This is a genomic window from Peribacillus sp. Bi134 (genome assembly GCF_918698065.1).
Classification (GTDB): domain Bacteria; phylum Bacillota; class Bacilli; order Bacillales; family DSM-1321; genus Peribacillus.
Genome location: NZ_CAKKLN010000009.1, coordinates 80,809 through 107,351, shown reverse-complemented (window position 1 = coordinate 107,351; position 26,543 = coordinate 80,809). Strand labels below are relative to the sequence as shown.

The window sequence follows — 26,543 nt, the reverse complement described above, 5'->3', positions numbered from 1 at the left end:
TTCTCTTTGTAATTACATTTTATAATGAAAACTGGCATTTTTACAGACTTTTCTATAAACCTTCCAATTTCATCCTATTAATAGGGGCGAAGAATCACTCATTTAAAGAAAGGGATTCAAATATGATCTCCCGGATCAATAGATTGATTAGCCAGTTGCTTCTCCGGAAAACTGAAGCGCATCTTGTAGGTCCAAAATTTCCTGACGGATTTTTGAATATCCTTCTATTTCTGGCACTTCTTTATTCGTATGTGATCGACTTTTATCGGCCGCTATCGCCATGTTTTCGAAAACATACAGCAACTGAGCAAGCTCCCGCTCTGAAAGGATTGGCCGTTCAGAGGATTTTAAGCTGGCATTTAGATAATATCCCAACTGTTCTATCGAAAATATAACGGGCCAAAGAGATTCCAATCTAGCCTTGTTTTTGAATATCTCACCAAGGGATGCATTGTAGACGGTTAATAGATTCACCATATTTGTTTGCATTTTGTTCCTTTCACTGCTTTCATCAATTGCAAGGTCATTATCTTTTTCAGAGAACGCCATCAATAATAGCTGCCCCTGGCTACGAATCGTTTTGGCTATTAAATGATTGAGAAGACTGGATGCCGAACGACTTCCGAGTAACAGCGACCCAATAAGCCCTATCAAGCTTCCAACGACAATATCGGTTATCCTTACAGTCGCAAAAAAACCGAAATCATAGCTTTGAGATGAATATTCCGCCATGATCAATGCTGAAGGGGTAAAAAACATCGCCGCCAATCCATAATTCCGAACGATGAAAAGCTCTGTAATGAATGTCAAAGATAAAATGATCAGAACGATGATGAACTCGTTATGAACGGCTGCTAGAATTAAACTTGCTATCAGGAGTCCGATGACCGTCCCGAAAGTCCTTTGGACCGCCCGATGGAATGTGGAGATGATGGTCGGACCCGACATAACGGCCGCACAGGATAAGGGAATCCAGTACGAACGGTTAAAATCGGCGGAATAGGCGATGATCGCCGCAATGGTAAGGATTGTTCCATATCGAACGGAAGAGAGGAAAACAATGGAATTCTTATCGAACGCCCCAAGAAAAATGGTCTTTAAAGAAGGCTTGGAGATGGTTGCTGCTTGATCGATTTTCTGTACAGGTTCATTCATGATGGCATCTGCATTGTAAATCATCATGAATAACGCTTCCACCTCATCAGTCATTTGGTCAGGTTGAAGGATCTTTTTTTTATTCTTTGTTCCAGATGCAATGGAACCGGCCAAGGCACGAACGGAATGACCTAATTCTGGCGGCATCACGATCTTTTTGTTCAAGGTAATCTCCAGAGCCTCCAAGAATATGGCATTGGCATGTTCATTCAATAGATATAATCGCTTCAACTCATCTGGACTTCTCCTGTTTGAAACCCCCGCTAACAGTGTATCTTCAGCGTGTTTCATCGCCAATACGGTTCTTTGTCTTGCTTTATTGAAAGTCTCGGTGCCCATGGAATCAAAGAATGCCCCCAATTCTCTGTACACCTTTTCTACCGCAAGCGATTCTGGTCCATGAGGGTTGAAAAACCAGCCTAACATACAGATTATCCATGATAGTGCCCCACCCATTAAAACGAGGCCACCACGCAATGGGGCAAGGTTTTGGTCAACGGGCATACCTGTCGCAAGCGCAAAGCTCAAGACGAAGAATACCGCCGAAGGACCGGTTATCTTTAATGCACCAAATACAAAAAAAACACTGGCCCCGATGATACCCATCATTATGGCTGTTCCTAATTGGTATGGAGCCAAAAGCGTCCCTAAAACAACAGATAAAGCAAGACCCACCATCACAAAGAAAATCTTTTTAGCTCTTTGGCGATACGGTTGGTTAAAAACGTATAAATAAGTGAAACCTCCTATCCCTGCAAGTAAACCGTACGATAAATTTCCGAATAATAAGCCAATGAAAACAGGTAGTGCAGCAGCTATACCTGCACTTAGTGCTTTTATCCAAGGAAATGGATTCTTTTTTATTTCAAAAGCCTGTTTAAATGTAGTATGTATCGTATCCAATTTCAGAGATTCCGAAGAGGACCTTTGCTTATTTTCACTCATTTTCAATTTATCCTTTCATTAAAGATTCCAACTCTGTAGTGAAGGCTATGTCTGATGAAGTGACTTCTCATAATTAATATCCTTCATATGGATCAAAAGATACCACTTAAGGTAATGAAGGATCATATAACTTGAAAGAAAACGGCCTTTCCCCGATTTAAATCGAAAAAAGGCCGCTTTTGTCATAAGCTGCTTAAAAATCCCAACAATGGACCTTCCTCAGCTTTATTTCCAGAAAACTTATAGTTGAGCGAATTCAGGCTCCGCAACTTTTACAAGCTGTTTACCGAGGTTCGTTCCTTTAAACAAACCTAAAAATGCATCAGGCGTGTTTTCGAACCCTTCAATAATCGTTTCTTCATACTTCAGCTTTCCTTCTTGAAGCCACTTACCTAAATCCGTAGCACCCTCTTGGAATCTAGAGGCATAATTTCCAACTGTGAAACCTTTCATTAGTGCACTCGTTTTGATCATCGCCGATTGCAGACGCGGTCCTAGATCTTTTCCTTCTGCGTTATACGAGGAAATCGCTCCGCATAATGGTATTCGGGCATTCGCATTCAAAAGTGTGAAAACAGCATCGGACACCTCGCCGCCCACATTATCGAAATAAACATCGACTCCATCGGGAACAGCATTAGCTAAATCTGTCGCAAAACTATCACTTTTATAATTTACGGCTCCATCAAATCCCAGCTCTTTCGTTAAATACTCAAGTTTTTCATCTGAACCAGCGATGCCAACAACCTTCGCACCTTTAATCTTAGCAATTTGTCCGACTACTGAACCAACTGCTCCAGCCGCTCCTGAAACGACTACCGTTTCACCTTCTTGAGGTTTACCAATATCAAGCAAACCAAAGTAAGCAGTTAAACCGGTCATTCCAAGAATCCCTAAATGAGTTGTGACCGGAGCCACCTTGGGATCAATCACGCGGATTTCCTTTTCGGTGACAACTGTGTATTCTGCCCAGTCGATATTCCCAACAACGACATCCCCTTGTTTGAAGGAATTCGATTTGGACTCAACAACTTCAGCAACAACGCCGCCAGTGATGACCTTATTCAATTCAAATGGAGCAATATATGATTTGGTATCTTGCATTCTGCCACGCATATATGGATCGACAGATAAATATAGTGTCCGTACTAAAATCTCATTATCCTTTGGTGTGGGAACTTCACTCTCAACAAAGTTGAAATCCCCTTTCGATGGCATACCTTTTGGACGGTTTGCCAGGGTGATTATTTGTTGTTTAGTTTGTGTCATCATTGTTCCTCCTTGGTTTGAATACGTAATTTCGAAAAGAAGCGTATCACTGATGAAGTTCATAGGTCAAAGAATATGATTGGTTTTTGCTCCATAACACTCTTATGTAGTCTTTCCTATAAACCCCAAACTTGCTACAGCCTATTATGTCCCATGTTTTTCATTTCAATATACGGTTCACTCCCAGAAAAATTTAACGGCCTTTCCCCGATTGGATACCGAGAAAAGGCCGCAGCTTAAAACTCTATTTTTATTGTCTGCTTGGCAGATGATCAACCTCCGCACTATCCCGATTTAAAACATCAGCCTGGACAGTTTGTAATGCAATCATTGAGACTATGTTCGCCCTTGAAAAAACTACTAGCTTAATGGATAGTCTACATCAATTTTGAAATAAACATCGTGGCAATTCCAAAGTAAATAAGTAACGAGAGGATATCATTTAGTGTTGTAATTAGCGGACCAGAAGCAACTGCAGGATCGATGTTGAATTTATATAATATCAAAGGAATAATGGTCCCAGCTAAAGTCCCGATAATTAGGGTCATCACTAACGAACTTCCAACCACTAATCCCAGAACGGGATTTCCCTGCCAAACATAAGCTATGATGGAAATCAATATTCCACAGGTAACGCCTATTATCAATCCAACTTTCAATTCCCGTATAATAAGTCTGGTCACGACTCCTTTATCCGTATCACTAGTGATTAGGCCCCTTACAACAACAGCTAAAGATTGTGTACCTGTATTTCCAGTCATCCCTGCGATCATCGGCATAAAGAAGGCAAGTGCAACAACTTTGGACAATGTTTCTTCAAAACCGCTTATAATGGTTCCAGACACCAATCCGATAAATAAAAGTAGAATAAGCCAGGGAAGCCGACGATATGCGGCCACGTGCGCCTTCGTATCAAAGTCTATAGCTTTACCGGATGCCGATAATTTTTCAATATCTTCATTCGCTTCCTTAATGACAACATCAATAATATCATCGACGGTTACAATTCCTAATAACTCATTATTTTTTTCAACTACAGGAATTGCTAAAAAATCATATCGCTCAATAACACGAGCTACCTCTTCTTGGTCTTCATAAGCAGTAACCGAGATAACCCGGCTATACATAATATCTTGAATTTTTTCAGATTCATCATTTATTATTAAATCCCGATATGAGACAACACCTACTAATTTTTTATCATTATCTATTACATAAAGATAATTGATCGTTTCCGAAAACTCCGCAAAGATTTTCAGTTTTTCAACTGATTCACGAACTGTATAATGTTGGGGGATCCAGACAAAACGGTTTGTCATTATTCGCCCGGCCGTTTCAGGGGGATAATTCATGATGTTTTGAACGATTTTTGATTCTTCTTGTTTCATGCCTGAAAGAAGTTCTTCAATTTTTTCAGGGGATAGGTCCTCTAACAATGAAGCTAGATCATCATTATCCATTAGATCCATTACATGACCGGATTTCTCTATTCCTAATTTACTAAGGATTTTTAATTGATGCACTTTCTCAACTTCTTGAATCAGTTCAGCGATTTGTTCTGAATCAAGTAACAACAAGAAACGTGTATGGTGTTTTTCTGGTAGCCCCTCAAAAATTCGCGCAATGTCATAAGGTTGGAGTTCTTCTAATATTGCTAAAAATTCATTCTTTTTTCCTTCTTTTAAAACTTTTATGATTTGTAAAGTCATTTGATCTTCGGTCAGGACTTTTATCATCTTGTCACTCACTCCTTTTTAGGGGAGCCAAAAAATATTTCCCTTAAATACTAAGAGTAGAAAAAATATTTATTCCCCTTCCAAAATCTTGTTTTCATTCACGTGTATGTCGACGTGAATAGTTATCCAAATTCCTCACCCCCAGGAAAAAATAAAAAAACCTCCATTACAAATGAAGGTGTTAAATACGGTATATATGCGTACATTGTCTGGATGACAAATACAAACAGTCGTATAAGACTGAATGACAAATACAAGCATAAATCCAGTTCCTCCATTCGTAGAGCTTTAGCACTGTGTGGCATAGGACAAAGCCAGCTACATTAAAAACCACCTTATGTCGATGGTTTCTGTTGACCCATTGGCGTCTTTCGACATTTTTGGGCAGTAGCGTATCTCCTACACAGGAGCCTCACCTAACGAGGATATTTAATTTACACATCCACTCTAAAAGAGTTTCTTTTAGATGTCAATGTTTGATTCAAATAATTCTAATTTTGACCTAATATCCCGACATTTAAAAAGGTAACGTGAAAACAGCACCGACTTAGGCGCTCTCGATTAAGACGGTCTGTTCTCTTAATTAAAAATCCCTCCACAATTGCCACCTTATTTAAAAAGGGACAATGGAAAAATAAACGCAACCACAAGGGAAAATATTGGAATTCGATATTAAAACTTACTTATAATGAAGACGGATATGAATGTCTGAAACAAAAAAAAACATTACATGAAATTGTTTTTATCTCTAATTACTTTAGAAAGGAAATTGCTCGAATGAAAAAACTTTTGACGATTATATGTATTTTCGTAAGTACTTTTGTATTAATGGTAGGTTGCAGAACCAAGGAGGCGTTACAGGTGGAAGAGAATTCAAAGGAAGTGAGCTCATTGAAAGCTATTGAAGGCAGATGGGAGGGAGATATTAAGATTCCAAATCAACCACTTCCAATCATTGTTCATTTTACGAAGAAAGGTGGAACCATAAGTATTCCTGTACAAGGGTTGAACGAATTCCCCTTAACAAGTGTAAAGTTAAGTAAATCAGACTTGTTTTTTGATATGAAGATCCAAAATCAGCAAATAACGTTTGATGGTAAAGTAGATCAGAAAAGGATTTCAGGAACATTTGTTCAAAAAGGGCAAAAGTTCCCCTTTGAATTGGTCAAGAACTCCGATCAGGCAGTTGAAGAAAAAGAATCAGGTGAAATCGTGCAGGCCGACTTAAAGAACGGAACCATTAAAGGCCTTTTAGAAACACCAAAAAATGAAGGGCCTTTTCCTGTGATGATTTTAATTGCGGGTTCTGGTCCGACCGATAAAGATGGTAACACCATTGGAAATCCGGGAAAAAATAATAGTTTGAAAATGTTAGCCGAGAGTCTTGCAGAAAAAGGTATCGCAAGCATTAGATATGATAAGCGCGGAATTGGTGAAAATATGCAATTGGCAGGAAGAGAAGCGGACCTGAGATTTGAACAGTATATTGATGATGCAGCTGCCTGGATTCAATTTGCCAAAAAGGATGGCCTTTTTTCCAAAGTCGGCATCATCGGCCATAGCGAAGGCTCTTTAATAGGAATGGAAGCAGCTAAGAAAACAGAAACAGACATATTCATTTCATTGGCAGGTCCAGGCGAACCTATTGACCAGGTACTCATCAAACAGCTTGAAGAGCAACTGACACCGAAGTTATTAACGGAATCGAAAGATATACTGGCAAAGCTTAAACAAGGAAAACAAGTCGAGACTGTCAGTGCAGATTTGCAGAATGTATTCCGCCCTTCTGTTCAACCTTACATGATTTCTTGGATTCAATATAACCCGATAGAATCAGTAAAGGAACTGAATATCCCTGTTCTGATCGTAAACGGCAATAGAGACATTCAAGTGCCGGCAACTAACGCAAAGGCGTTACATACGGAAAAAAGCGATTCTGAATTACTTATACTCGAAAAGATGAATCACGTATTGAAAGAAGCCCCTGCAGATCGAGCGGGAAATTTAGCAACCTATACAAATCCTGAACTACCATTATCCACTGGATTAATTAATGGAATCATAGAATTTTTAAACAAAAATGACTTTACCAGTAAAAATAACAATTAAGAGTCGTGTCTCCCCGGGTTTGCAAAGATCACCCAAATGATCCTCGTGCCCCAATATTAAGGTGAATAATCTTTTTAGGTTGTATCATCTTAGCCCTGGGTATCCCATAAGTGTTTGTATTACTAAAAGAAATGAAGATCATTAAGAATTTGAATTGAATAGTTTATTGGATGAGTTAAAAGCAAAAGGGTTCTATCTAAAAATTAAAACAAAGTAGATTGACACGGAAGGTGCGAGACTCCTGCGAAAAGCGCGTCCAGGGGAGACCCCGCAGGCGCAAGCCGAGGAGGCTCCCGGACCGCCCGCGGAAAGCGAGTGCCTGGAGAGGAAATCGACGTTCAAATTGTACAAATCAAAAAAAACTAAAGACAAAGGGCAGAATAATTCTGCCTTTTGTTTTTTATATTTTCTCCGAGCTACCCTGCCCCGCAGAAACCAGAAAAGCTCCCTCATATCGAATTTATGGTACAAGCGCTAGTAACTGTGAAGCAAATATTCGGCTGATCCTTCATAAAGTAAATACCAAAATCAGTTATTGGATTCCCAAAATACACGAAATATATTCCATCGAGGTAATAGCTGGAAATATTTTTAACTTAAAATGACTTCAATCATTTAACTGAAGGTTCACCAGGTAAACAATCCTTTTTCAACAAAATCTTACATCCAGAAAAACAATGGCAGGTAATCTAACAAAGAGGAAGATTTTGTATAAATTCATTAGTATAATTGATGAAATTACAATAAGAAAGGAAAGATGACTATGAAGATGCTTATACATGCTTTAAAAAGGAATACCACATGTATCCTTGAAATCATTTATCTGTATATACTTTTCTTTTTTTCAGAGCTACAAACTACTACTGCAAGCTTATTAAAAATAAAGTAAGAACTATGTAATTTAACCCTCTTGTATGAACTTATGTTAAAAAGACCCTCTAGTTCCCAAACATTCCATAACATTTTTTATTTCATCTTCATAATTAGAACTTTCAACAGTGATAACAGCCAGTTTGCACACTTTGTCTGTGTAAAATCCCTCAAGGGCAAAATGCAGATCGATATGCAGCTGAACTCCTTTTTCAACAGGCAATGATTATTCTATCTATCCTCCTACCGAGCTACCTTACTAGCCATGAATGAAAAAGATCACTTGATAAGGATGTTCCTTACAAGTGAAAAACATAAGTTCACCAAAAAGGGACAAACTGTATTTGAAAAAAGAAAGGAGATGTGAGACATGACAAAAAAGTTCAATAAAGGCAGCGGTAACCAAAATTCACCGCAATTACACGGACAAACTCCTATTAGCGGGGACAACAGCAAAGGAAATAAAAGAAATAAAGATCAGAGCTCTAAATCAGAGTAAGTAAATGAAACAAACCGGTCATATTCAGACCGGTTGTTTTTTTGCAGATAATCTTCTTAGTTATTTGGCAGAAAGAGATTAAAAAGGACAATTCTCAAAGTTACCCTTCAAAAAAGGGCGATCATTGAATTATCCTGTGTCCACTGGACCAACTTTGATTCCAAAAGCCCAATTCTTTAAAAGCGTTCCAAACTGTAAATGGAGTGCTGCAAAACTGACCCCAGGAAAGTTTTAATTGGAAGGAATTCGTGTTACATATTTATACAGGAAGTGAATGTAAAAAATCATTTTGCGTTAGCTATTTGATTCTTTTTGCATTAGATCTTCTGCTCTAGTGTTGATGTCTCCAAATCATCAGTATCTTGATGAGTATAAGTAAAGTTTTTTGTCATCAAACTGACCACCACTAAAACAACAATGTTAACAAATAGGGCGATAATACCCACATTCAGGTCTTTTATTGCTTGAGGAAGATAAGGAAACAGTTGTCCAATTTTTATATTCCCCAGTTCCATGATGGAAACTAGTACTCCTCCTGTTATTATCCCTGCAAATGCTCCATGTTTGGTTACAAAATTCTTTCTCATCAAACTTGCGAAAAAGGCAGGAGCAAGTTGTGTAATAAAATTATAGGCGATTAAAGCGAGACTAAAGAGGGTGTTTCCACCTTTAAAGGTCAAGTAAATCCCTACTAGAGAAATAAGCGGAACCAAATATTTTACCAGTTTTGCAATTTGATTTTCCGTTGCAGATGGAGTGAATACGCTGTATACATTTTTCGCAAGCAATGTTGATATAGACATCAACAGCATGGAACTTGGGACTAGAGCGGCTAACACGCCAGTACCACCGATTAAGCCTACAAACCATGGATCAAATTCTTGTTTAGAAAGCTGCAGCAAGATAAGGTCGGCGTCGCCGCCTTTTAATCCAGGCATCTGTAAGATCGCTGCAAACCCGACAAAAAAGGCAAACAATAAAATCAATTGGTATATTGGCATTAGGATTGCATTTTTTCGCAGTGCTTTCTCGCTAGAGGCAGCATAAATAGGAGAAAACCCGTGCGGCCACATATAAAATCCAATAGCGCTTAATACAACGGTCGATATATACCATGAAACGCTCATTCCCTGATTTGGAAGTATGGTATAGTTCGGCTTTGCCTGTTCAACGGCCTCATACATAGGTTGAAGACCGCCATAATAATGAAGTGGGAAATAAACTCCTAAAAATACAACAACGCCAAGAATCAGAATATCCTTCAAAATAGCTGTCCTGGCAGAACCGTGAATACCGGAAACCATTACAAAAATGGTAACACCAATTGCTCCAACCCAAATGGCAGCTGTAGAAGAAATGACCCCATAGGATGTTGCAGAAACGATATATCCTAAACCCTTCAATTGCAGGACTAAGTAGCAAGTACAAGCTATAACACCTATTACAGCAACAAGCACACCAAGATATGGACTTTGATATTTTTTCACAAAAAAATCAGATTGGGAAACTAATTTATGTTTCTTTGCATACCTCCAGATTGCCGGAAATGTCCAATAGGAGATGACTGTAGCCAGACAGCCATATGTCACGATACTAAAGATGGAACCACCTTCCCCATAAGCCGAACCACTTGCACCCAAAAAGGTAAAGGTAGTATACATTTCACCTGCGGATAAGAGGAAAATCAATAGGGCTCCCATTCCGCGACCTCCAACTGACCATTGTTCCAAGTTCATTTCTTTCCCTTTTTTAGCCTGGATACCAATCAAAACGGAAATGACGAAAAAAAACAGGATGAAAAAAACGGCAATGTTCATCTTGAATCTCCCTTCTGATTAGCAGGATCGAGTAGATAAATAATCCCCATTATACCTGTGGTCAGCACAGACCAAAGTACAATCCAAAAATGAAAAAATGGCATACCCAGAACATAGGGAGTTACTTTATTTGTAAACAAAGCGCCCACAATAAAGCCAAGAAACGGGATAATTCCGAGCCAATATATTTTTTTCAAACTCTTAACCCCCTAGTAAGTTAGATTTAACATTTTTAAAGTCCCATGAACAAATAACTTCACCCCATTTTGTAGAGCCTGTTCATCGACTGTAAATTTGGGATGATGGTGAGGATATATAATCCCTTTTTCTTCATTACGAGCTCCTATTCCAATATAAGATCCCGGAACTACTTTTTGAAAAGCAGAGAAGTCTTCACTTCCCATAATTGGCTTTGAAATTTCTCGACTTTCTTCACCAAATATTTCACAGACCGTTTCGTCCATCAATCGGGTAACTTCTTCATCATTAATGGTAGGAGCATAACCAAACTGATAATCGAATTCATAAGTAGCTCCATGCGCTTCAGTAATCCCTTTTACTATCCGTTCGATAAAATTCGGGATTTCTTCCCGCAGTTCCGGATTGAAGCTGCGAACTGATCCACCAATGCTTACCTTACTTGGAATAACATTAATCGCACTTCCCGCATGGAACTGAGTCACTGAAATCACCAGGGCTTCCTGGGCATCTCGATACCTCGAAACAATGTGCTGGAGATTTGATACAACCTGAGTTCCAATTGCTATGGGATCGACGGTAAGTTCAGGCTGTGAGGCGTGCCCCCCTTTACCCACCACAGTAATGTTAAAAGTATCAGCTCCAGCCATCACTGGACCGTAACCCAAACTAATTTTCCCTAAAGGAAGAGTCGACAAGAGATGGGATCCAATGATCATATCCACCCCATCCAGCACACCGGCTCTCACCATTTCTTGAGCTCCACCGGGCGGCAGTTCCTCAGCATGTTGAAATAAAAAGCGCACCTCCCCTTTAATTTGATCCTTTAACTGTGTAAGAATTTTTGCTGTGCCAAGCAGCATCGCCGTATGCCCATCATGTCCGCAAGCATGCATAACTCCTGAATTCTGTGACACAAAGTCAAAATCATTCTCTTCTACAATTGGAAGCGCATCCATATCTGCCCGCAGTGCAATAACCTTCCCAGGCTGCTGACCAATCAAACGAGCCATAATACTCGTTTTTGTCGGACGTGAAATTTCCAATTCACCAAAAGTTTGCAGCGTTTCATAAACAAATTGTGCTGTTTTTTCCTCCTGAAAAGAAAGCTCCGGATACTTATGTAAATATCTTCTCCAAGCAATCACTTCATCTTTAACAGCCTCGATCAAATCATGAATCATTATCGTTTGAGACATCCACTACAACTCCTTTTTCATTCAATTTACATAACATTTCTTAATTTAGGATAGTTTAAGGAAAAAATTCCTTAAATAGAGTATAATCTCACACAGTCTTTATTACAATATTTTTTGAAAATTCCAAACTTTTTTCGCACTAAAAAAGCACCCAAATTTTGGGTGCCTGTAATTATAATAATTGATAAATTTTACTCGGTCTTCCACGGGTGGCGTTAGCCTCTTCACCAACGCATTGTGCCAACTCAACTTCGCACATATCCGCAACAATACGCCGTACATTCCGCTCTGTCATCTCAAGATGTGTCGCTATGTCCTTTGTAGTAAAATCACTCCAGCCCATTCTTTGAACAAGAGCCGATATCTTCTTATACGTTTTAACACTGATATTTCCGTTTTTCAACTTTTCTATAAGGGGTTTATTGTGGGTACGGGTATCATATTGCAGTTCTTTCTTTTTGCCTGGTGATTCGATAATTTTTCCATCATCTTGAATAATCACAATTTCTCGCTTCTTCATCTCTTTTGAATGTTGAATAGCACGAAAAGCATTGATTTCCGCCGAATAGGCAGTCTCACCGAAGCCAATTCCGACGGCAACGGTTGTATCTGCTTCAAAAGCCAATTTTTGAATGGTATCTTCGAGGGTAATGATTTCTCGTTCAATTGCGCCGCGAGAACTAAAAATCATGTATCTTCCATTCCCTTTCTCTGAAAAGGAACCATTTATTTTTTCTCCAAGTTGAATCAACATTTCTTTTAGCCGTAGCTCCAAGTATTGTAAATGATAAGGAGTTTTCATTTCCTCTGCAACTTTGTTAAAATATTCGACTTCAATGATTTCAACTCCGATTTGTGTATCCTTAAAGTAGGAAGTCTTTACTTTTTCAGAAAGAATTCGAAGCGTTTGCCTCACTTCCATCTTACTCATCGACATTCGGTAAGCTGGAATGCCATATTCCCTTAAAGCTTCACACACGGAAGGAAAACAAGAAAAAGCTCCTTCTGTCTTTCCCGTATTCCATAAATCCAAGTGAAAATGTACCAATTCATCCGTATCAACATCTGTCTCAAACACTTTCGTATAAATCTTTTTGGTTTTTATATTCAACTGTGACAAAGCTTCCTCACTTATATTATTTGAGGACATAGTATCGATACTTAGATGCTCAATGATTTTCCCTTGTTCGTAGATCATCTCTAAAAAAGATTTATAAAAACCTGATTCCGTGGCAGGAACATGGACCATTATTTTATCTGTACGTATTGTTTTTCCCGCAATTTCATAGGGAAGTGGACCAGAAAAAAGCCATGCATGTACGTGAGATTCATGTTCCTTTACAATATTCTCCACCTCTTCGGTCTTTACATAGGGCAATGAGATGAATTCCAACTCATGTTTATATTCTTCTGCCAAAACTAAAATTTGTTCTATAGAAGTTTTTAGACCGACAAGTCCGATTTTATACATCCAGTAATCGACTTCCTTTACCATCTGTAATAGATTCATTGTTCTTTCTAGAATATCCTGGTTTAATCCAAGTCATGATATCGTAATCCTAATTTTTCTGCTGTCTAAATATTGCTCAATTTGTATGAGCCCTGGTTATTATTTCTTTTGTTACTCTTGATCATATCAGCAGAAAAAAGAAAAGAGTGGTAGCGATGGTATAATATATAGTTGTATTCATACCCACGCCAAATTTTTTCTCTTATGTATCATTTTATCATGCAACATGAAGTAAAAATACGTTGTATACGTTATTCAAGTGATTCATAACTACTTTTCCATCTCATTCGATTTTCAGCATATATATAATTTTGGGTACCTATTTCGATAAAAAACCACGTAACTTTACAAGGGCTACGTGGTTTGCAAACTATGATATATTAAATTTTCACTGATTGTTCTTCTTGATAGATAATTTCACCATCAATAATAGTTGTTTCTACTTTTAAATCTTTAATTTGGTTTGGGCTGACACTTAAAATGCTGTCATTTAATATAACTAAATCCGCCAACTTTCCGACCTCTATGCTTCCTTTTATCTCTTCTTCAAAACTCGCATAAGCGCCATTCCAGGTGTATAGTTTAATAGCTTCCATTACGTTTATAGATTGATTAGCACCAAACTCCATTCCAGACTGGCTTTTTCTATTGACAGCAACATGAATTCCTAATAAAGGATTATAGTCAGTAACTGGCGCATCCGATCCACCTGCTGCCATGATGCCACGATCAATAAAATCACGAACAGCATACATGTGATTAACACGATCACCATAGTGTTGGACATATATCTCTCCGAATTCATATGGAAATGGAGGATTTGGAATAGGAACCATCTCGAGTTTTTTCATTCTCTCTTGTAAATCTGGTGAAGAAATTCCCGCGTGCTCAATCCGATGACGATGGTTTTTTCTTGGTGATTCCTCCAACGCCTTTTCCACACAATTCAAATAGATTTCAATGGCTTTATCACCTTGTGCATGTACAGTGATTTGATAGCCTTTTTTATGCGCTTCACCTAAAACCCGATAGATTTCTTCCTCACTATAATAAAGAATGCCATAATTGTTAGAGTCACTGGAGTACGACTCACGAGTTGCAATTGTAGGCCCGGTGCTACTTCCATCTGTAAACAATTTAACTGGTCCAACTTTGAATCTCTCATCTCCGGTACCAGTTACCACACCAGCTTCGACCATTTTATTAACAAATTCATGGGAGTTATTCACCTGACATATCATTGCATATATTCGGACACGAATATCCTTACTCTTCACAGCTTGTTGCAGTAAACGGTAACTCTCAGGACCATTTCCACCTGCCTCATGTATACTTGTTATGCCCGCTGCAACGAAATGATCTGATGCAATTTTCACAGCCTTCATCAGTTCACTTTCTGTATAACTTGCAAACTCGTTCATACTCATATTTACTGCTTCAATTAATTTTCCTGTTAGCCTTCCTGCCTTATTCTTTTCAATAACTCCCCCATTAGGATCCGGGGTGTTCTCGTTAATTTGCGCAATTTCTAATGCTTTGCTGTTCACCACGCTTATATGGCTGCAAGTACGTGATACAATAATGGGGTGTTCATCTGAAATTTCATCTAGCTCAGCGATTGTTGGATAACGCTTTTCTTTCACAGCGGTTTCATTAAAGCCCCAAGCACGTATCCATTCACCTTTAGGAGTTACTAAGGCTTTCTTTTTCAGGTCATCTAACAAAGCCTCGATAGAATCGATATGTTCAGCTTTACAACTTACCGCCAACTGATTCACCCCATAAAAAATGAGGTGAATATGAGAATCAATGAAACCAGGAAGAAGCGTTTTTCCTTTCAAGTCAATTACATCCGTTTTTTCTCCTATAAAACTCTTAACCTCCTGATTTGAACCAACAACTGCGATACGATTATCTTTTATCGCTACAGCTTCGACTACTGTATTCTTTTGGTCTACTGTAATAACTTCTCCATTTATCAATACAACATCAGCTTTCATAAACTCATCCCTTTCGAAATTACTCTTTTAGAGTGATCAATTCAGTATTTAGCATTCATCTGCTTAAAATTTGCCCACTCCACATTTCACATTATTTCAGATTGATCTCATGGTTCATTTTATAATTCTTTTTCAAAAATACTGGACACTCCCATTCACAGACAAGGTCCTTAGCCAAGGAAACGACCCAGCCCTTTGTAATATGATACTTTTCTCCATCAACAGTAATAAACACTTCACCGTCTGTCACATAGAAAACTTCCTGTTCTTCTAGATGCCACGTTCCTTTATTCGGTTCGCCTACCCATGGTTCCCACGTGTCAACACCTAGTTCTTGTGCTTCTTCTGCTGTAAGTTTTTTCGCAAAAAACATGATGATCCTCTCTCTTTCTTATAGGTAATTTTAAAGGAATAGGTTTTATAAACGTACTGCCTTAACATTTGTATCTTTTAAACGTTTGAACTCTTTTTTCATAAAGTATATGGCAATGAGAAGACCTGGAATTTCTGCAGCAGGACCTGCGTACCATATACCTTCTACACCCCAGAATTTCGGGAAAATAAATAAAAACGGGAACATGAACAACAGCATTTTGCTAACACTGATAAACGTTGCGGACCAGTTTCTCTCTTGTGCTTCGAAATAACCGGAGATAAGCAAGCTGACTGCATTAAGCGTAAACAAAGAATTGAATACAACTGTCGTCCAAATGCCCAGTTTCTGCAATTCAGGATTACCAACGGAAAAAAATGACACAATTGGATCTGCAAAAATGATAAGTATGGCTGTCACAATCACAAAGAAGGCAACCGTAAAAATGAGTCCCATCTTAATTGCTTGTTTAACACGATCAAGGTTGCCCGCACCGTAATTATAACTAATGATCGGTTGAAGTCCTGTCATCCCACCGAGCGCTGCTAAGGCGAGCATATTTGTAATGTAACCGTTTTGAATCGTGAAAGCGGCAACGTGCAGCCCACCACCGTAGCTTTGCAGCATGTTGTTGAAGAAAATAATGGCAATAAACATCATGAACAGACTCGAGAAAGATGCAAAGCCCGTCCAAGCCACTTCACCGATCGTCTTGAGATTAATCATCATATCTTTCTTTTTTGGCTTAAGTTTTGTTTTACCAAACCAGAAATAAAAGATCAGGAAAACAGGGATCGATTGAGAAATCGTATTGGCCCATGAGGAACCCATCATCCCCATGTCATACTTTGTTACCATTATCCATTCTGTAATCCCACCAACAACTGCTGCGACTAACCAACTGTTCATTGATAATACAGGTTTTTCATCGATATTTGTTAAAACACTTAATACAACGGCCAATATCGTTAATGGCAATGAAATCCATAGCAGTCGGCTATATTGCACCGCATATGGAAGCGCTTCATCACTTGCTCCGAATAAGGTCATAATTTGATTTTCAAAGACCACTCCAATTACAGCTAGCAAAATGGAGAAGAAAAGAGTAAACCATAAGGTTTGTCCCATAATACCTCTAGCTTCTTCGATTTTCCCTTTTCCAAGTCGAAGTGAAATGACCGCTCCGGCTCCCACACCCAAAAGAACTCCAAGCATACGGGTAATAACCATGACCGTAAATCCAATTCCAATCCCTTCGACTTCCACCTCCTGAAAGCCACTGACGAAATAGCCATCGACAACCGCTGCAACCCCTAGAATCGCGTTAGCCATAATTCCTGCCAAAGCAAATCGTAAATATAGTAACGGAATACTTTTAGTTCCCAGCAATGAATCATACGCTGGCTTATTCATTACTTCTACTTGCTCTATCTTCGATGACGGACGGTTGTCTGCTATTTTCATGAGCATGTCCCCCTATAAATAATAGATGTAGTAAGTTAAGCTCAATTAATTCGCATACCAACCTACAGGCTTGGCATGCTGGTGGATATTGATTTGCTTCGTTTCCATAAAGTGCTCCAGCCCAACAGCACCTAACACTCTGCCGATTCCACTTTGCTTAAATCCTCCCCAAGGACCTTCAACATAAGCGAGATGATAACTATTAATCCAAGTAATTCCCGCACGCAATTTACTAATGACACGTTTTGCTCGATCCATATCTTCAGTAAATACAGCACCAGCTAATCCATAAATGGAATCATTCGCTTTTTGGATGGCATCTTCCTCATCTTTAAATTTCTGTACAACAAGGACTGGACCAAAAATCTCTTCCTTAACAATACGCATATTCGCATTTACATCAGCAAAGATCGTTGGCGCAATAAAAAATCCTCGATCAAGCCCATTTTCTGTTAAGCGCTTACCACCACAAACTAATTTTGCACCTTCTTCGATTCCGCTCTTGATGTAATGTAAAACTTCATTCATATGAGTCTCATTTGTGAGGGCTCCCATTTCAATGTTTTCGCTTTCCCCGTTGCCAACTACAATTTTGCTTGCACGCTCGGCTAATCTTTCAACAAACTTATCGTAAATGGTCTCTTGTACAAGCAAACGAGATGCAGCTGAACAAACTTGCCCAGCATTGTGGAAAATACCAAACATCGCATTCTCGACTGCAGCTTCAAAATCCACATCGTCAAACACAATAAGTGGAGATTTACCACCCAGTTCAAGGGTGATTTTTTTCATATTGCCCGCAGCTGCGCGCATAATGCTTTGGCCTGTTTTTGTTCCACCGGTAAAGGCAATCTTGTCAACATCATGGCTCTCGGCAAGCTCATTCCCAACTGTTGATCCAGGTCCCAATAGCAAGTTTGTCACTCCGGCCGGAAGTCCAACCTCTTCGATAATTTCAAATAATTTGAAAACGCTTACAGGAGTGACCTCAGCAGGCTTAAGTACAATTGTATTCCCTGCGGCGAGTGCAGGAGCAATTTGCCAAACAGCTAACATAAGTGGGAAGTTCCAAGGTACAATAAGTCCACAAACACCAATCGGTTCATGAATAATAATTGTTTCTGAAGAATCAGCACGAGTGTAAGATTCCTTTTTCATGACTTTGATCAAGTCAGCATAATAGCGGAAGCATTGAATCGATACCGGAATATCCACATAGGTGGTTGCACGAATAACCTTACCGTTATTTGCAGTTTCCAAACGTGCAATTTCAGCTGCCTTCTCTTCAAGACGGTCTGCTATCTTATAGAGATAATCAGCTCTTTCATCAGCTGATAAATCCGACCAGATCCCGCTGACAAACGCTTTACGGGCCGCCTTGATTGCTATCTTCGCATCGTCTGCTGATCCATCAGCAGACGTTGCGATCACCTCTCCGGTTGCAGGATTGATAATGTTTCGTCTATCAGCGGATAATGCTTCTACCCATTTCCCGTCAATGAACATGTTTATTTTCATAAACAACTCTCCTTTAAGCAATAATATCTACCAGTTTAAAACCAATATGTGCTAGATTTACCAGCATGGTTTTCTGATTATAGAATGGGAATGATTTGAGGCGTTCCTTTTCAAATCGATATCCACCTGCACTCCCCGTAACGATCCATTGTGCCAATAACTTGCCAAACAATGTCGAGAGAGAAGCGCCGTGGCCCGTATAACCCGTTGCGAAATATGCGCCTTCTTTGGATTTGCCGATAACAGGGAACGTATCAATTGTAACCCCGATAAATCCACCCCAACTGAAATCAATCTTGCTTCCTGCTAGTTTTGGCATTATTTTAACCATGGCATCGTAAACACTTTGATAAACGGCATCGCCTAAGTTTGGACGAATATCGCCACCGCCGAATACGATCCGATTATCTGGTGTACGTCGGAAATAGTAAAGGAAATTGCTTGTATCAAAAACCATGCGATCTTTAGGAATGACGGTATTCACCAGTGATTCTGGAAGCTGTTCAGTAGCAATAATACGTGCCGAAATTGGCAGTACGCCTTTGTTCAGTTCATTCATGATTTTTCCGGAGTAACCATCTGTAGCGACAATAATGTCTTTCGCAGTAACAGCTCCTTTTTCTGTTACAACTTTCACTCTGTTTTGACCGTAATCAATAGATAGTGCTTTCGAATGCTCAAAGATTTTTGCACCGATCGATCTAGCTGCTTCTCCCAAACCAATTGCATAATTCAGTGGCTGGAACGAGTAACTCGAGTTGTCGACTAAGCAGCCATAATAAAGTGGGGAATCGATCTCTTGATGCAACTGACTTCGATCAAGCACGCTTGAATCGTACCCAAAATTTTTGTTTAAGAATTCGCTTTCATGTTTCAATTCTTCAAAATGCTTGGCTTTGTAAGCCGCCACAATGTGACCTGTCTTTCTAAAGTCACAGTTGATTTGATGCTCGTCAATGATTTTTTTAACCAGTTCAACGCTAAACAAGGAGAGATCGTTAAGCTGTCTTGCCTCGTCGGCACCATACTTTTTGGCAAGCTCCTTCATCGTTGGCTTATAGCCTGGCAATACCATCCCGCCGTTACGACCGCTGGCACCATATCCGATCGTTTCTTGCTCAAGGACAATGACACTCTTCCCTAATTTTTGCAAATGATACGCAGAAGAAAGACCTGTGAAACCTGCTCCAATAATGACAACATCAGCCTCTTCATTTCCTTCAAGAAACTTTCCTTTTTCATAGCTGTTTGCAGTCACTGCCCACAGTGATAGAGTATCCATTCGATCCATCTTATCCATGCTTGTTATTCTCCTTATGTGACATGTATGCTATAATACAGTCAAATTTTATTCACAATATTCACACTTATTGAGTCCATCATATGACCTGGAGTTTCCTCCAAGTCAATAGCCATTTAAGAGTTTTTTGAATTCATTTTCGTAAAAAAGTGGAGTAACTCCACTTTCTTCATTGGGGGGCATCTATGAAAATTGGTACATTTGCAAAGCTTTTTCATGTTACCACCGATACCGTTCGTTATTACATTGAACTGGGATTATTAATACCAGACAAAAAAAACACCCAGTATCAAATGAACCAATTGTGTCTCGACGACATGGCTTTTATTACTGAGCTGAAAAAATTTCATTTTTCACTGCTAGAAATTCAACAAATTTTATCGTATCAGCGTGTCACAAACTTCTCGGACCATGAGGATATCGACTACTACAACAACTTTCTCATTGATAAAAAGAACCAGCTGACCAAGAAAAAAGAAGACATATCAAAAGCTATCCAATTGATTGAAAAAACGGTTCAAACCAACTCGCCTTCATCCAAAGAAGAGAATTTTACAGGGGTCCCACTTTCCTTTGTAAATTTGCTCTATTGTCCGAAGTGCCACATTCCACTTGAAATGAAAGATGTGACGATTAAAAAAGTCTACATTCAAACTGGGAGTTTAACTTGTACCTGTGGATACGAGGCAGCTATCGAGGAAGGTATTATCATTACCGGGAACTTGTACGAGACGTCTCCTTATCCATCTTATTTTTACGATAAAGAAACGATTAAAGAGATCAATCCCAATATGATTAACTTATTTGAAAAAAGTAATTTTTGGTTTCAAAAAGTTCTACAAAATGTAGATTTGAAAAACAAGTTAATCGTGGAAACAAACGTTGACGCTTTTGTGTCACTACCCAAATATATCGATGTTCTTGAAACGAGCGCATCCTATGTATTCAGTGGCTATTCGCTTGCGATGCTCAAGAAGGTTAGAAAAAGAATTGAGCGTATGAATCCGAAGCCAAATGTCCTTTATATTTTGAATTCTGATTTAAATCTGCCATTGAAACCGCTTAGCATCGATGTTTTTGTGGATAGTTTTACAGCAAATGATTTTTCACTGCTCAATCCGCAGTTCCCAATTCATGTTCTAAAAAACTATTTACATAGCAGTTCAACAATTGTCGGCGGGTACTCCTATTATGATAGCTCGGCCAAATCCTTGAAAAATATTTCAGCCTTATATCCAAATTCCCACGTGCATATTTTATATCCAAAATACATAGAAGAAAATATATCAGTCAACGGATTTCAAATTACACAAAGTGAAAATATTGGTTACTGTACAGATCCAGGAACTTTTTTTGATTATCATGTAATAGACGAAAAATTCCACATGCTAATGTATTTGGCTAGTATGAAAAAATAGCACAAATAGGCTGGCCGAAAAGCTGCTCGTCGACGGATGATACAGCTCCATTGTAGCCAAAAAAGTTCTGGTTCGAGATAATTGCAAGTAATCTCTGAATTTTGGACATACTGATACTATTACTTTAATAAAGGTGCGTCAGAATGGAAAAGCAAAATTCATTCTAGTGGAAACATTATCATCATGATATTTTTTTGCAAACAGTAAGATGGGAACTTTAGCTTTTGTAATTAGGTAGAAATGATGCACTTACGGGTTTTATCTGTTGCTCATACAACGATTAGCGTTGGGTTGATCTATATTGATGATGCACTGGCAAATTGGTTAGAACCCATTGAGGGCCTCCAAGCGCCATTAACAGGTTCCTCGGATGTGGGAGATGTTAGTTGGATTGTTCCTACTGCCCAATGCACAACAGCTTGTTTTGTTCTTGGGTCACCTTTGCATAGCTGGCAGTGGGTTACACTAGGATCAACATCCATTGCCCATAAAGGAATGCTTCATGCTGGCAAGGTTATTGCGGCAACTGCAGTAGAAGTGCTTCAAAATCCAGAATTAGTTGAAAAGGCAAAAACGGAGCTAAAAGAACGATTACAAGGGAAAAGCTATATCTCCCCTATTCCGCAAGATGTAAAGCCTTTAGTTAAAAGATGATAGACTAGATTAGTGGGTTACCGTAATCGCCCCTTGCATATACGGCCATTTAGTTCATGGTATAAAAAGGGATCTTCGATTGGAAGATCCCTTTTCCGTTTGGTCTTTATATTAATTCCAAATTTTTGTTAAGAGCAGTTTCTAACATCTCTAAGTGTCATAAAAAGCTTATCCCATCACATTCAACAGATATCCTTCAATTTCGTGCTTGCTTTTTAAAATAACTATTAGCTTTTCAGGGTCACTCTTTTGAAGATCGACAAATCTGGCTTTCATTTCTTTCTTGCGAGGAAAATAGGTAGTCATGATAAATTTAATAAACTGCCAGTCTAATTTTTCATTGCAGCCTTTGCCCATATCCGGCCTTGTTTTACCTATATTAGACAACCAACGTTTTATAACCCGGTAAAGGCAAACACGGAGAGGAAGTTCTAAATAAATAATCGTATCGGCAAGCTCCGAACGTAAATTAAAAGAATTACTATAGTTGCCCTCCATTATCCACTTGTCATGACTCAATACCTTCTTCTGGGCAGAAATAAAAGCCTCTAAAGGAGCCTCCACCCAGCCAGGCCTCCAGTAGAATGTATCCAAATGATATACTTCGATATTCAAATGATCTCCAAGCCTTCTTGCAAAAGTAGATTTTCCGACACCCGCGGACACTCCGATAACCATGATACGTTCCATTGATATACCATCCACTCTCCCCTTTTATGTTCATAAGAAAAGGCGACCCTTCTTGAAGAAGAATCGCATCAGTTTTAGAAAATGAAGTATGGTTGCTGCGGCGTCCTGTCAAAGAACAAGCCAGCCTTACATTTATTAAATCAGATGCCCTAAATGTTTCTTTACCTCGTAATCAACAAGTTTTTCATCTTTCTTAATTCGTGCCAGATAATCCGGGTTGGCTATAAGCGGACGGCCAATCGCCGCAACGTCAATGATGCCTTTTTCCAGTGCTGCTTCTGCTGTTTCAGGATCAAGCCCGCCCACACCGACTATGATTCCATCCCAGTGGCTGCGTATTAATTCATGCATGGTCAATCCTCTTGCAATCGGTTTGGTAAATTCCATCGTGGATGGGTGAATCATTTTGACTCCTGTTTCATTGAACGCTTCAATAAATGTTTGGATAGCTTTTTCAGGGTCTTCCCACATGTAAGAAGGCTGGTCAATTTTCAAAGCCGAGAAACGAATAAGGGTACGTTCCACTCCAATCGCATCAATAACTGCTTTTAGCACTTCCTTCATAAATGTCAGACGCTGTTTTAAATCACCACCGTACCGATCGGTCCTTTCATTGGAGGTGTCAGAATTGAACTGGTCTATTAAGTAGCCATGTGCACCATGAATTTCAACACCGTCAAAACCAGCAACCATTGCATTCTTTGCAGCTTGTTTATATTGGTTCACAACTTCTGCAATATCCGTCTCTGTCATTTCTTCAGGAGTGTCAAAAGGTTTGCCGAATCGTGAAACCTTACCTTCTGCAGCGATAGGTGACGGAGCCTGCGGAGGAAGTCCTCCTGCAATTTCATGGTGACTTGCACGGCCCACATGCCAGATTTGCGCAATAATCGTTCCGCCTTCAGCGTGTACTGCTTCCGTTACTTTTTTCCAGCCGTTGATTTGCTCTTGAGTATATATACCGGGAACTCCAGGATTGCCCTTTGCTCTTGGTGAAATCACTACACCTTCAGTAATGATAAGTCCGATTCCATCTTGAGCCCGTTTTCGGTAATATTCTACGGTCAGGTCATTCACAACACCAGTTTCGTTATCGGCAAACGAACGTGTCATAGGAGCCATAGCCGTTCTTGTTTTTAAGTTCCATGCACCTATTGTTACAGGTTCAAACATTTTGGTTTTTATTGTTTTCATATAAGTTCCTCCCGTTAACCGCTTAACCTGAGCTAAATTTTGGTAACTTTCATTGTGTAAGATTATCCGATAAGTGGTTAATTTTCAAATAATTAACTCTGATTTTAGCACTTTTGATAAAATATGGTAATAAATACCAATGAAAAAGCCAGACAGAGAAAATTACTTTCCCTGCTGGCTAATTTATTTTTCTTCATTACTATCTTATTAGTCTCGTGCTCTTCTGATAAAAAAAGACACGATCAAACCAATGATTGCAAGGACAAGACCGAAAATAAAGGCATCTTGAACGCCTGCAGTCAATGAACCGCTAATGGCAGATGGATCGAACGGATCTTCTGCATTTGCCATATAATTTTTTTGGGATGCTGACATGATTGTAATGGCAACGGTTGTACCGATAGCCCCTGATACTTGTTGCAATGTATTCATTAGAGCAGTTCCATCCGGATAAAGATTTTTCGGCAGTTGATTCAGCCCATTTGTCTGGGCCGGCATCATGACCATCGAAACACCAATCATAAGGAGGGAATGCATGACGACTACCATAATGATCGTCGTTTCAGTCGTTACGTTCGTCAAGGTCCATAACATGACAATCATGATAATGAAGCCAGGGATCACTAACCCTCTTGGCCCGAACTTATCAAAAATGCGCCCCGTAACCGGAGACATGATACCATTAAGCACTCCCCCCGGTAATAGTACCAGCCCAGCAGAAAATGCTGCTAATGCAAGCCCGGTTTGCAGGTATAGCGGTAAGAGAATCATTGATGACATGATGATCATGAAGGTGATGAAGACGGTTATTAAACCAAATGTGAACATCGGGTATTTAAAAACGCGCAAGTCAATCATCGGTTTATCCATGTTGAATTGTCTTACAGCAAACAGGAAGAGCGCTATAAGTCCGACAATGATAGAGGAAAGAACTATCGCATTGCTCCATCCTTGTTCTCCGACAATACTAAAGCCATAAACAATTCCGCCAAAACCAATGGTTGATAAAATAATGGATGGTACGTCAATTTTAGGTTTGGTGATTATTGAAACGTTTTGCATATACTTGAGACCGAATAGTAAAGCGATCACAAAGAACGGCAAAGACACCCAGAAAATGTAATTCCACTTCAGGTTTTCAATAATCAAACCTGAAACTGTCGGCCCGATTGCTGGGGCAAACATGATCACCAGCCCCATCAATCCCATCGTCGCTCCCCTTTTATGGATAGGGAAAATCAATAAAATGGTATTGAACATGAGAGGCAATAAAAGACCCGTTCCGATTGCCTGGATGACACGGGCTAGCATCAAGATGCCGAACCCAGGTGCAATTGCTGCAATGAGCGTCCCAATGATGGAGAATACCATTGAGGCAATGAATAATTGACGAGTATTGAACCACTGGATCAAGAGTCCCGAAACGGGAACCAATATCCCCAATGTTAATAGGTAACCCGTTGTCAGCCATTGCACGGTGGAAGGACTGACATTGAACTCTTGTATTAGATCACCCAGAGCCATGTTTAATGCCGTCTCACTGAATAACCCAATGAACCCTGCAATTAAAAATGCAATTAAAATGGGAGTCGTTCTAATGACTGGTTTTTGTTGCTGTGTTGCATCTGTAGACATAAAATATTTCCTCCAATTACTAACTGTTCGACCTAAGCTTAAGATAATTTTTTCGTATGACTTATTTATTTATCAGCAATAATGGTATCTGTTCGGCAATGGCCTGGAGAGGTCCCCCGCTTTTCGCCGTTAAGGATAAAAGGATACCACCTTCAATCAAAGCATTAATTACGATACTCAATTCTTTTGCCCGTTTCTCACTGAATTCCGCCTCGAGTAATTTCTTCACATATATGGATTGCCAATCTTCTATCGCTTCTTGGCAGGCCGTTCTTATCTGCTCACTCGTCGTATATGTTTCCGCTGCAATCGTTCCGATTGGCAGTCCTAATAGATTTTCACTATCCCCAAATACCTCGGATAATTGAAAAATATGAGCCTGAATGGCTTTGATGGGGTCATCGATTTCATCAAAGCCCCGTTGAATTTCATCTATCACGAATTCTTTAGTATGAATTATCGCCTCTATCGCCAATTCTTCTTTGCCTTTCGGAAAATAATGATACAGAGAACCTTTTGGGATTCCACTTTCCTCAATAATGTCTTTAAGCCCTACACCATAATATCCACGTATTCGAAAAAGTCGGGAAGCAGCTTCAATAAGAATGTCTTTAGAGTTTCGTTTCTCTGCCATAGCTGGATCACTCCTTGAATTATATCAACCGGTCTATTAGAGACTATACTTGTATATCATTGTTTTGTCAAAGATGATACTTATATATGCATTGAATATGCGATTGAAACTCATTGGAAACAAAAAAGAACACCTCCTAATGGTGTTCTCTGCAAATTTAAAAAATCGTGAAAATCAATACCTTCTTAAACAACCCGGCATTTTTTAAAACGCTTCCATTATTAATCAAACACATCTTCCTGCCTCAATATCTTCAAGGATTCTTGTCATGATTTTTGAAATCAAGAATAGCAATTACAAACATGCCAAAGCTTAGCATCAGGGAAATAACTTCGAAAGTACCCATTCATACATCG

General features: G+C 39.2%; 19 protein-coding genes, 3 pseudogenes and 1 riboswitch. Of the genes and pseudogenes, 5 read left to right on the top strand and 17 right to left on the bottom strand.

The genetic code is table 11. The annotated features are described in order from the left end of the window. Positions 1–147: 147 nt before the first annotated feature. The 3 genes from LQ188_RS20800 to mgtE form a co-directional block, all read right to left on the bottom strand. On the bottom strand, positions 148–2,100 hold the full coding sequence (locus LQ188_RS20800) for an FUSC family protein (RefSeq protein WP_230178056.1): 1,953 nt from the start codon (positions 2,098–2,100) through the stop codon (positions 148–150). Positions 2,101–2,340: 240 nt separating this feature from the next. Next, positions 2,341–3,369, bottom strand: coding sequence for an NADP-dependent oxidoreductase (locus LQ188_RS20795; RefSeq protein ID WP_230178055.1), 1,029 nt, complete (start codon positions 3,367–3,369; stop codon positions 2,341–2,343). A 377-nt stretch (positions 3,370–3,746) separates the two neighbouring features. Then, a complete protein-coding gene (gene mgtE, locus LQ188_RS20790; protein WP_202190588.1) occupies positions 3,747–5,105 on the bottom strand; it encodes a magnesium transporter in 1,359 nt (452 codons plus the stop codon). A 265-nt stretch (positions 5,106–5,370) separates the two neighbouring features. After that, a riboswitch (M-box (ykoK) riboswitch) is annotated at positions 5,371–5,536 on the bottom strand. A gap of 430 nt (positions 5,537–5,966) precedes the next feature. Here mgtE and LQ188_RS20785 point away from each other — a divergent pair. Continuing rightward, the gene (locus LQ188_RS20785; protein ID WP_230178054.1) at positions 5,967–7,214 is read left to right on the top strand and encodes an alpha/beta hydrolase; all 1,248 of its coding nucleotides are present in this window, start codon (positions 5,967–5,969) and stop codon (positions 7,212–7,214) included. Positions 7,215–8,454: 1,240 nt separating this feature from the next. After that, positions 8,455–8,583 (top strand): hypothetical protein, encoded by a 129-nt coding sequence (locus LQ188_RS26870; protein WP_290370132.1) that lies wholly within the window; start codon positions 8,455–8,457, stop codon positions 8,581–8,583. 317 nt (positions 8,584–8,900) lie between these two features. Here LQ188_RS26870 and LQ188_RS20780 read toward each other — a convergent pair whose 3' ends face one another. From LQ188_RS20780 to LQ188_RS20740, 9 genes are all read right to left on the bottom strand, one after another. Further along, positions 8,901–10,400, bottom strand: a complete 1,500-nt coding sequence (locus LQ188_RS20780) for a sodium:solute symporter (RefSeq protein WP_230178053.1) — start codon at positions 10,398–10,400, stop codon at positions 8,901–8,903. Then, positions 10,397–10,597: a DUF3311 domain-containing protein gene (locus LQ188_RS20775; RefSeq protein ID WP_053344651.1), complete on the bottom strand. Its 201-nt coding sequence runs from the start codon at positions 10,595–10,597 to the stop codon at positions 10,397–10,399. The genes LQ188_RS20780 and LQ188_RS20775 overlap by 4 nt, the downstream gene beginning before the upstream one ends. Before the next feature lie 12 nt (positions 10,598–10,609). Further along, positions 10,610–11,797 (bottom strand): M20 family metallopeptidase, encoded by a 1,188-nt coding sequence (locus LQ188_RS20770; protein ID WP_230178052.1) that lies wholly within the window; start codon positions 11,795–11,797, stop codon positions 10,610–10,612. A 172-nt stretch (positions 11,798–11,969) separates the two neighbouring features. Beyond that, positions 11,970–13,268: a hypothetical protein gene (locus LQ188_RS20765; protein ID WP_230178224.1), complete on the bottom strand. Its 1,299-nt coding sequence runs from the start codon at positions 13,266–13,268 to the stop codon at positions 11,970–11,972. 419 nt (positions 13,269–13,687) lie between these two features. Continuing rightward, positions 13,688–15,307 (bottom strand): amidohydrolase, encoded by a 1,620-nt coding sequence (locus LQ188_RS20760; protein ID WP_148357307.1) that lies wholly within the window; start codon positions 15,305–15,307, stop codon positions 13,688–13,690. A 91-nt stretch (positions 15,308–15,398) separates the two neighbouring features. Next, positions 15,399–15,680: a cupin domain-containing protein gene (locus LQ188_RS20755; protein ID WP_230178051.1), complete on the bottom strand. Its 282-nt coding sequence runs from the start codon at positions 15,678–15,680 to the stop codon at positions 15,399–15,401. Positions 15,681–15,725: 45 nt separating this feature from the next. Beyond that, a complete protein-coding gene (locus LQ188_RS20750) occupies positions 15,726–17,144 on the bottom strand; it encodes an MATE family efflux transporter (RefSeq protein WP_230178050.1) in 1,419 nt (472 codons plus the stop codon). Between the two features lie 45 nt (positions 17,145–17,189). Continuing rightward, on the bottom strand, positions 17,190–18,662 hold the full coding sequence (locus LQ188_RS20745; protein ID WP_230178049.1) for an aldehyde dehydrogenase family protein: 1,473 nt from the start codon (positions 18,660–18,662) through the stop codon (positions 17,190–17,192). Positions 18,663–18,675: 13 nt separating this feature from the next. Continuing rightward, positions 18,676–19,962 (bottom strand): FAD-binding oxidoreductase, encoded by a 1,287-nt coding sequence (locus LQ188_RS20740; protein WP_230178047.1) that lies wholly within the window; start codon positions 19,960–19,962, stop codon positions 18,676–18,678. Between the two features lie 185 nt (positions 19,963–20,147). Between LQ188_RS20740 and LQ188_RS20735 the strand changes: the two genes are divergently transcribed. The 3 genes and pseudogenes from LQ188_RS20735 to LQ188_RS20730 form a co-directional block, all read left to right on the top strand. Then, entirely contained in the window at positions 20,148–21,380 is a 1,233-nt protein-coding gene (locus LQ188_RS20735; protein ID WP_230178045.1) for a MerR family transcriptional regulator, read from the top strand. A 188-nt stretch (positions 21,381–21,568) separates the two neighbouring features. Then, a pseudogene (locus tag LQ188_RS27025) lies at positions 21,569–21,673 on the top strand (IS6 family transposase); the annotation flags it as partial. A 55-nt stretch (positions 21,674–21,728) separates the two neighbouring features. Further along, positions 21,729–22,034 (top strand): annotated as a pseudogene (locus tag LQ188_RS20730) (amidohydrolase); the annotation flags it as partial. A gap of 168 nt (positions 22,035–22,202) precedes the next feature. Here LQ188_RS20730 and LQ188_RS20725 read toward each other — a convergent pair. The 5 genes and pseudogenes from LQ188_RS20725 to LQ188_RS27020 form a co-directional block, all read right to left on the bottom strand. Further along, a complete protein-coding gene (locus tag LQ188_RS20725; protein ID WP_230178043.1) occupies positions 22,203–22,724 on the bottom strand; it encodes a topology modulation protein in 522 nt (173 codons plus the stop codon). Between the two features lie 135 nt (positions 22,725–22,859). After that, positions 22,860–23,906, bottom strand: a pseudogene (locus tag LQ188_RS20720) (alkene reductase); the annotation flags it as partial. Between the two features lie 219 nt (positions 23,907–24,125). After that, on the bottom strand, positions 24,126–25,553 hold the full coding sequence (locus tag LQ188_RS20715) for an MDR family MFS transporter (protein ID WP_101223383.1): 1,428 nt from the start codon (positions 25,551–25,553) through the stop codon (positions 24,126–24,128). Between the two features lie 61 nt (positions 25,554–25,614). Continuing rightward, the gene (locus LQ188_RS20710) at positions 25,615–26,187 is read right to left on the bottom strand and encodes a TetR/AcrR family transcriptional regulator (protein WP_230178042.1); all 573 of its coding nucleotides are present in this window, start codon (positions 26,185–26,187) and stop codon (positions 25,615–25,617) included. 253 nt (positions 26,188–26,440) lie between these two features. Beyond that, positions 26,441–26,533 (bottom strand): putative holin-like toxin, encoded by a 93-nt coding sequence (locus tag LQ188_RS27020; protein WP_220126990.1) that lies wholly within the window; start codon positions 26,531–26,533, stop codon positions 26,441–26,443. Positions 26,534–26,543: the final 10 nt, after the last annotated feature.

Excerpts from the sequence above, each read along its gene's own strand:
- LQ188_RS20800 (WP_230178056.1), bottom strand. The coding sequence starts at position 2,100 with ATGAGTGAAAATAAGCAAAGGTCCTCTTCGGAATCTCTGAAATTGGAT.
- LQ188_RS20795 (WP_230178055.1), bottom strand. The coding sequence starts at position 3,369 with ATGACACAAACTAAACAACAAATAATCACCCTGGCAAACCGTCCAAAA.
- mgtE (WP_202190588.1), bottom strand. The coding sequence starts at position 5,105 with ATGATAAAAGTCCTGACCGAAGATCAAATGACTTTACAAATCATAAAA.
- LQ188_RS26870 (WP_290370132.1), top strand. The coding sequence starts at position 8,455 with ATGACAAAAAAGTTCAATAAAGGCAGCGGTAACCAAAATTCACCGCAA.
- LQ188_RS20780 (WP_230178053.1), bottom strand. The coding sequence starts at position 10,400 with ATGAACATTGCCGTTTTTTTCATCCTGTTTTTTTTCGTCATTTCCGTT.
- LQ188_RS20770 (WP_230178052.1), bottom strand. The coding sequence starts at position 11,797 with ATGTCTCAAACGATAATGATTCATGATTTGATCGAGGCTGTTAAAGAT.
- LQ188_RS20765 (WP_230178224.1), bottom strand. The coding sequence starts at position 13,268 with ATGTATAAAATCGGACTTGTCGGTCTAAAAACTTCTATAGAACAAATT.
- LQ188_RS20760 (WP_148357307.1), bottom strand. The coding sequence starts at position 15,307 with ATGAAAGCTGATGTTGTATTGATAAATGGAGAAGTTATTACAGTAGAC.
- LQ188_RS20755 (WP_230178051.1), bottom strand. The coding sequence starts at position 15,680 with ATGTTTTTTGCGAAAAAACTTACAGCAGAAGAAGCACAAGAACTAGGT.
- LQ188_RS20750 (WP_230178050.1), bottom strand. The coding sequence starts at position 17,144 with ATGAAAATAGCAGACAACCGTCCGTCATCGAAGATAGAGCAAGTAGAA.
- LQ188_RS20745 (WP_230178049.1), bottom strand. The coding sequence starts at position 18,662 with ATGAAAATAAACATGTTCATTGACGGGAAATGGGTAGAAGCATTATCC.
- LQ188_RS20740 (WP_230178047.1), bottom strand. The coding sequence starts at position 19,962 with ATGGATAAGATGGATCGAATGGATACTCTATCACTGTGGGCAGTGACT.
- LQ188_RS20735 (WP_230178045.1), top strand. The coding sequence starts at position 20,148 with ATGAAAATTGGTACATTTGCAAAGCTTTTTCATGTTACCACCGATACC.
- LQ188_RS20725 (WP_230178043.1), bottom strand. The coding sequence starts at position 22,724 with ATGGAACGTATCATGGTTATCGGAGTGTCCGCGGGTGTCGGAAAATCT.
- LQ188_RS20715 (WP_101223383.1), bottom strand. The coding sequence starts at position 25,553 with ATGTCTACAGATGCAACACAGCAACAAAAACCAGTCATTAGAACGACT.
- LQ188_RS20710 (WP_230178042.1), bottom strand. The coding sequence starts at position 26,187 with ATGGCAGAGAAACGAAACTCTAAAGACATTCTTATTGAAGCTGCTTCC.
- LQ188_RS27020 (WP_220126990.1), bottom strand. The coding sequence starts at position 26,533 with ATGGGTACTTTCGAAGTTATTTCCCTGATGCTAAGCTTTGGCATGTTT.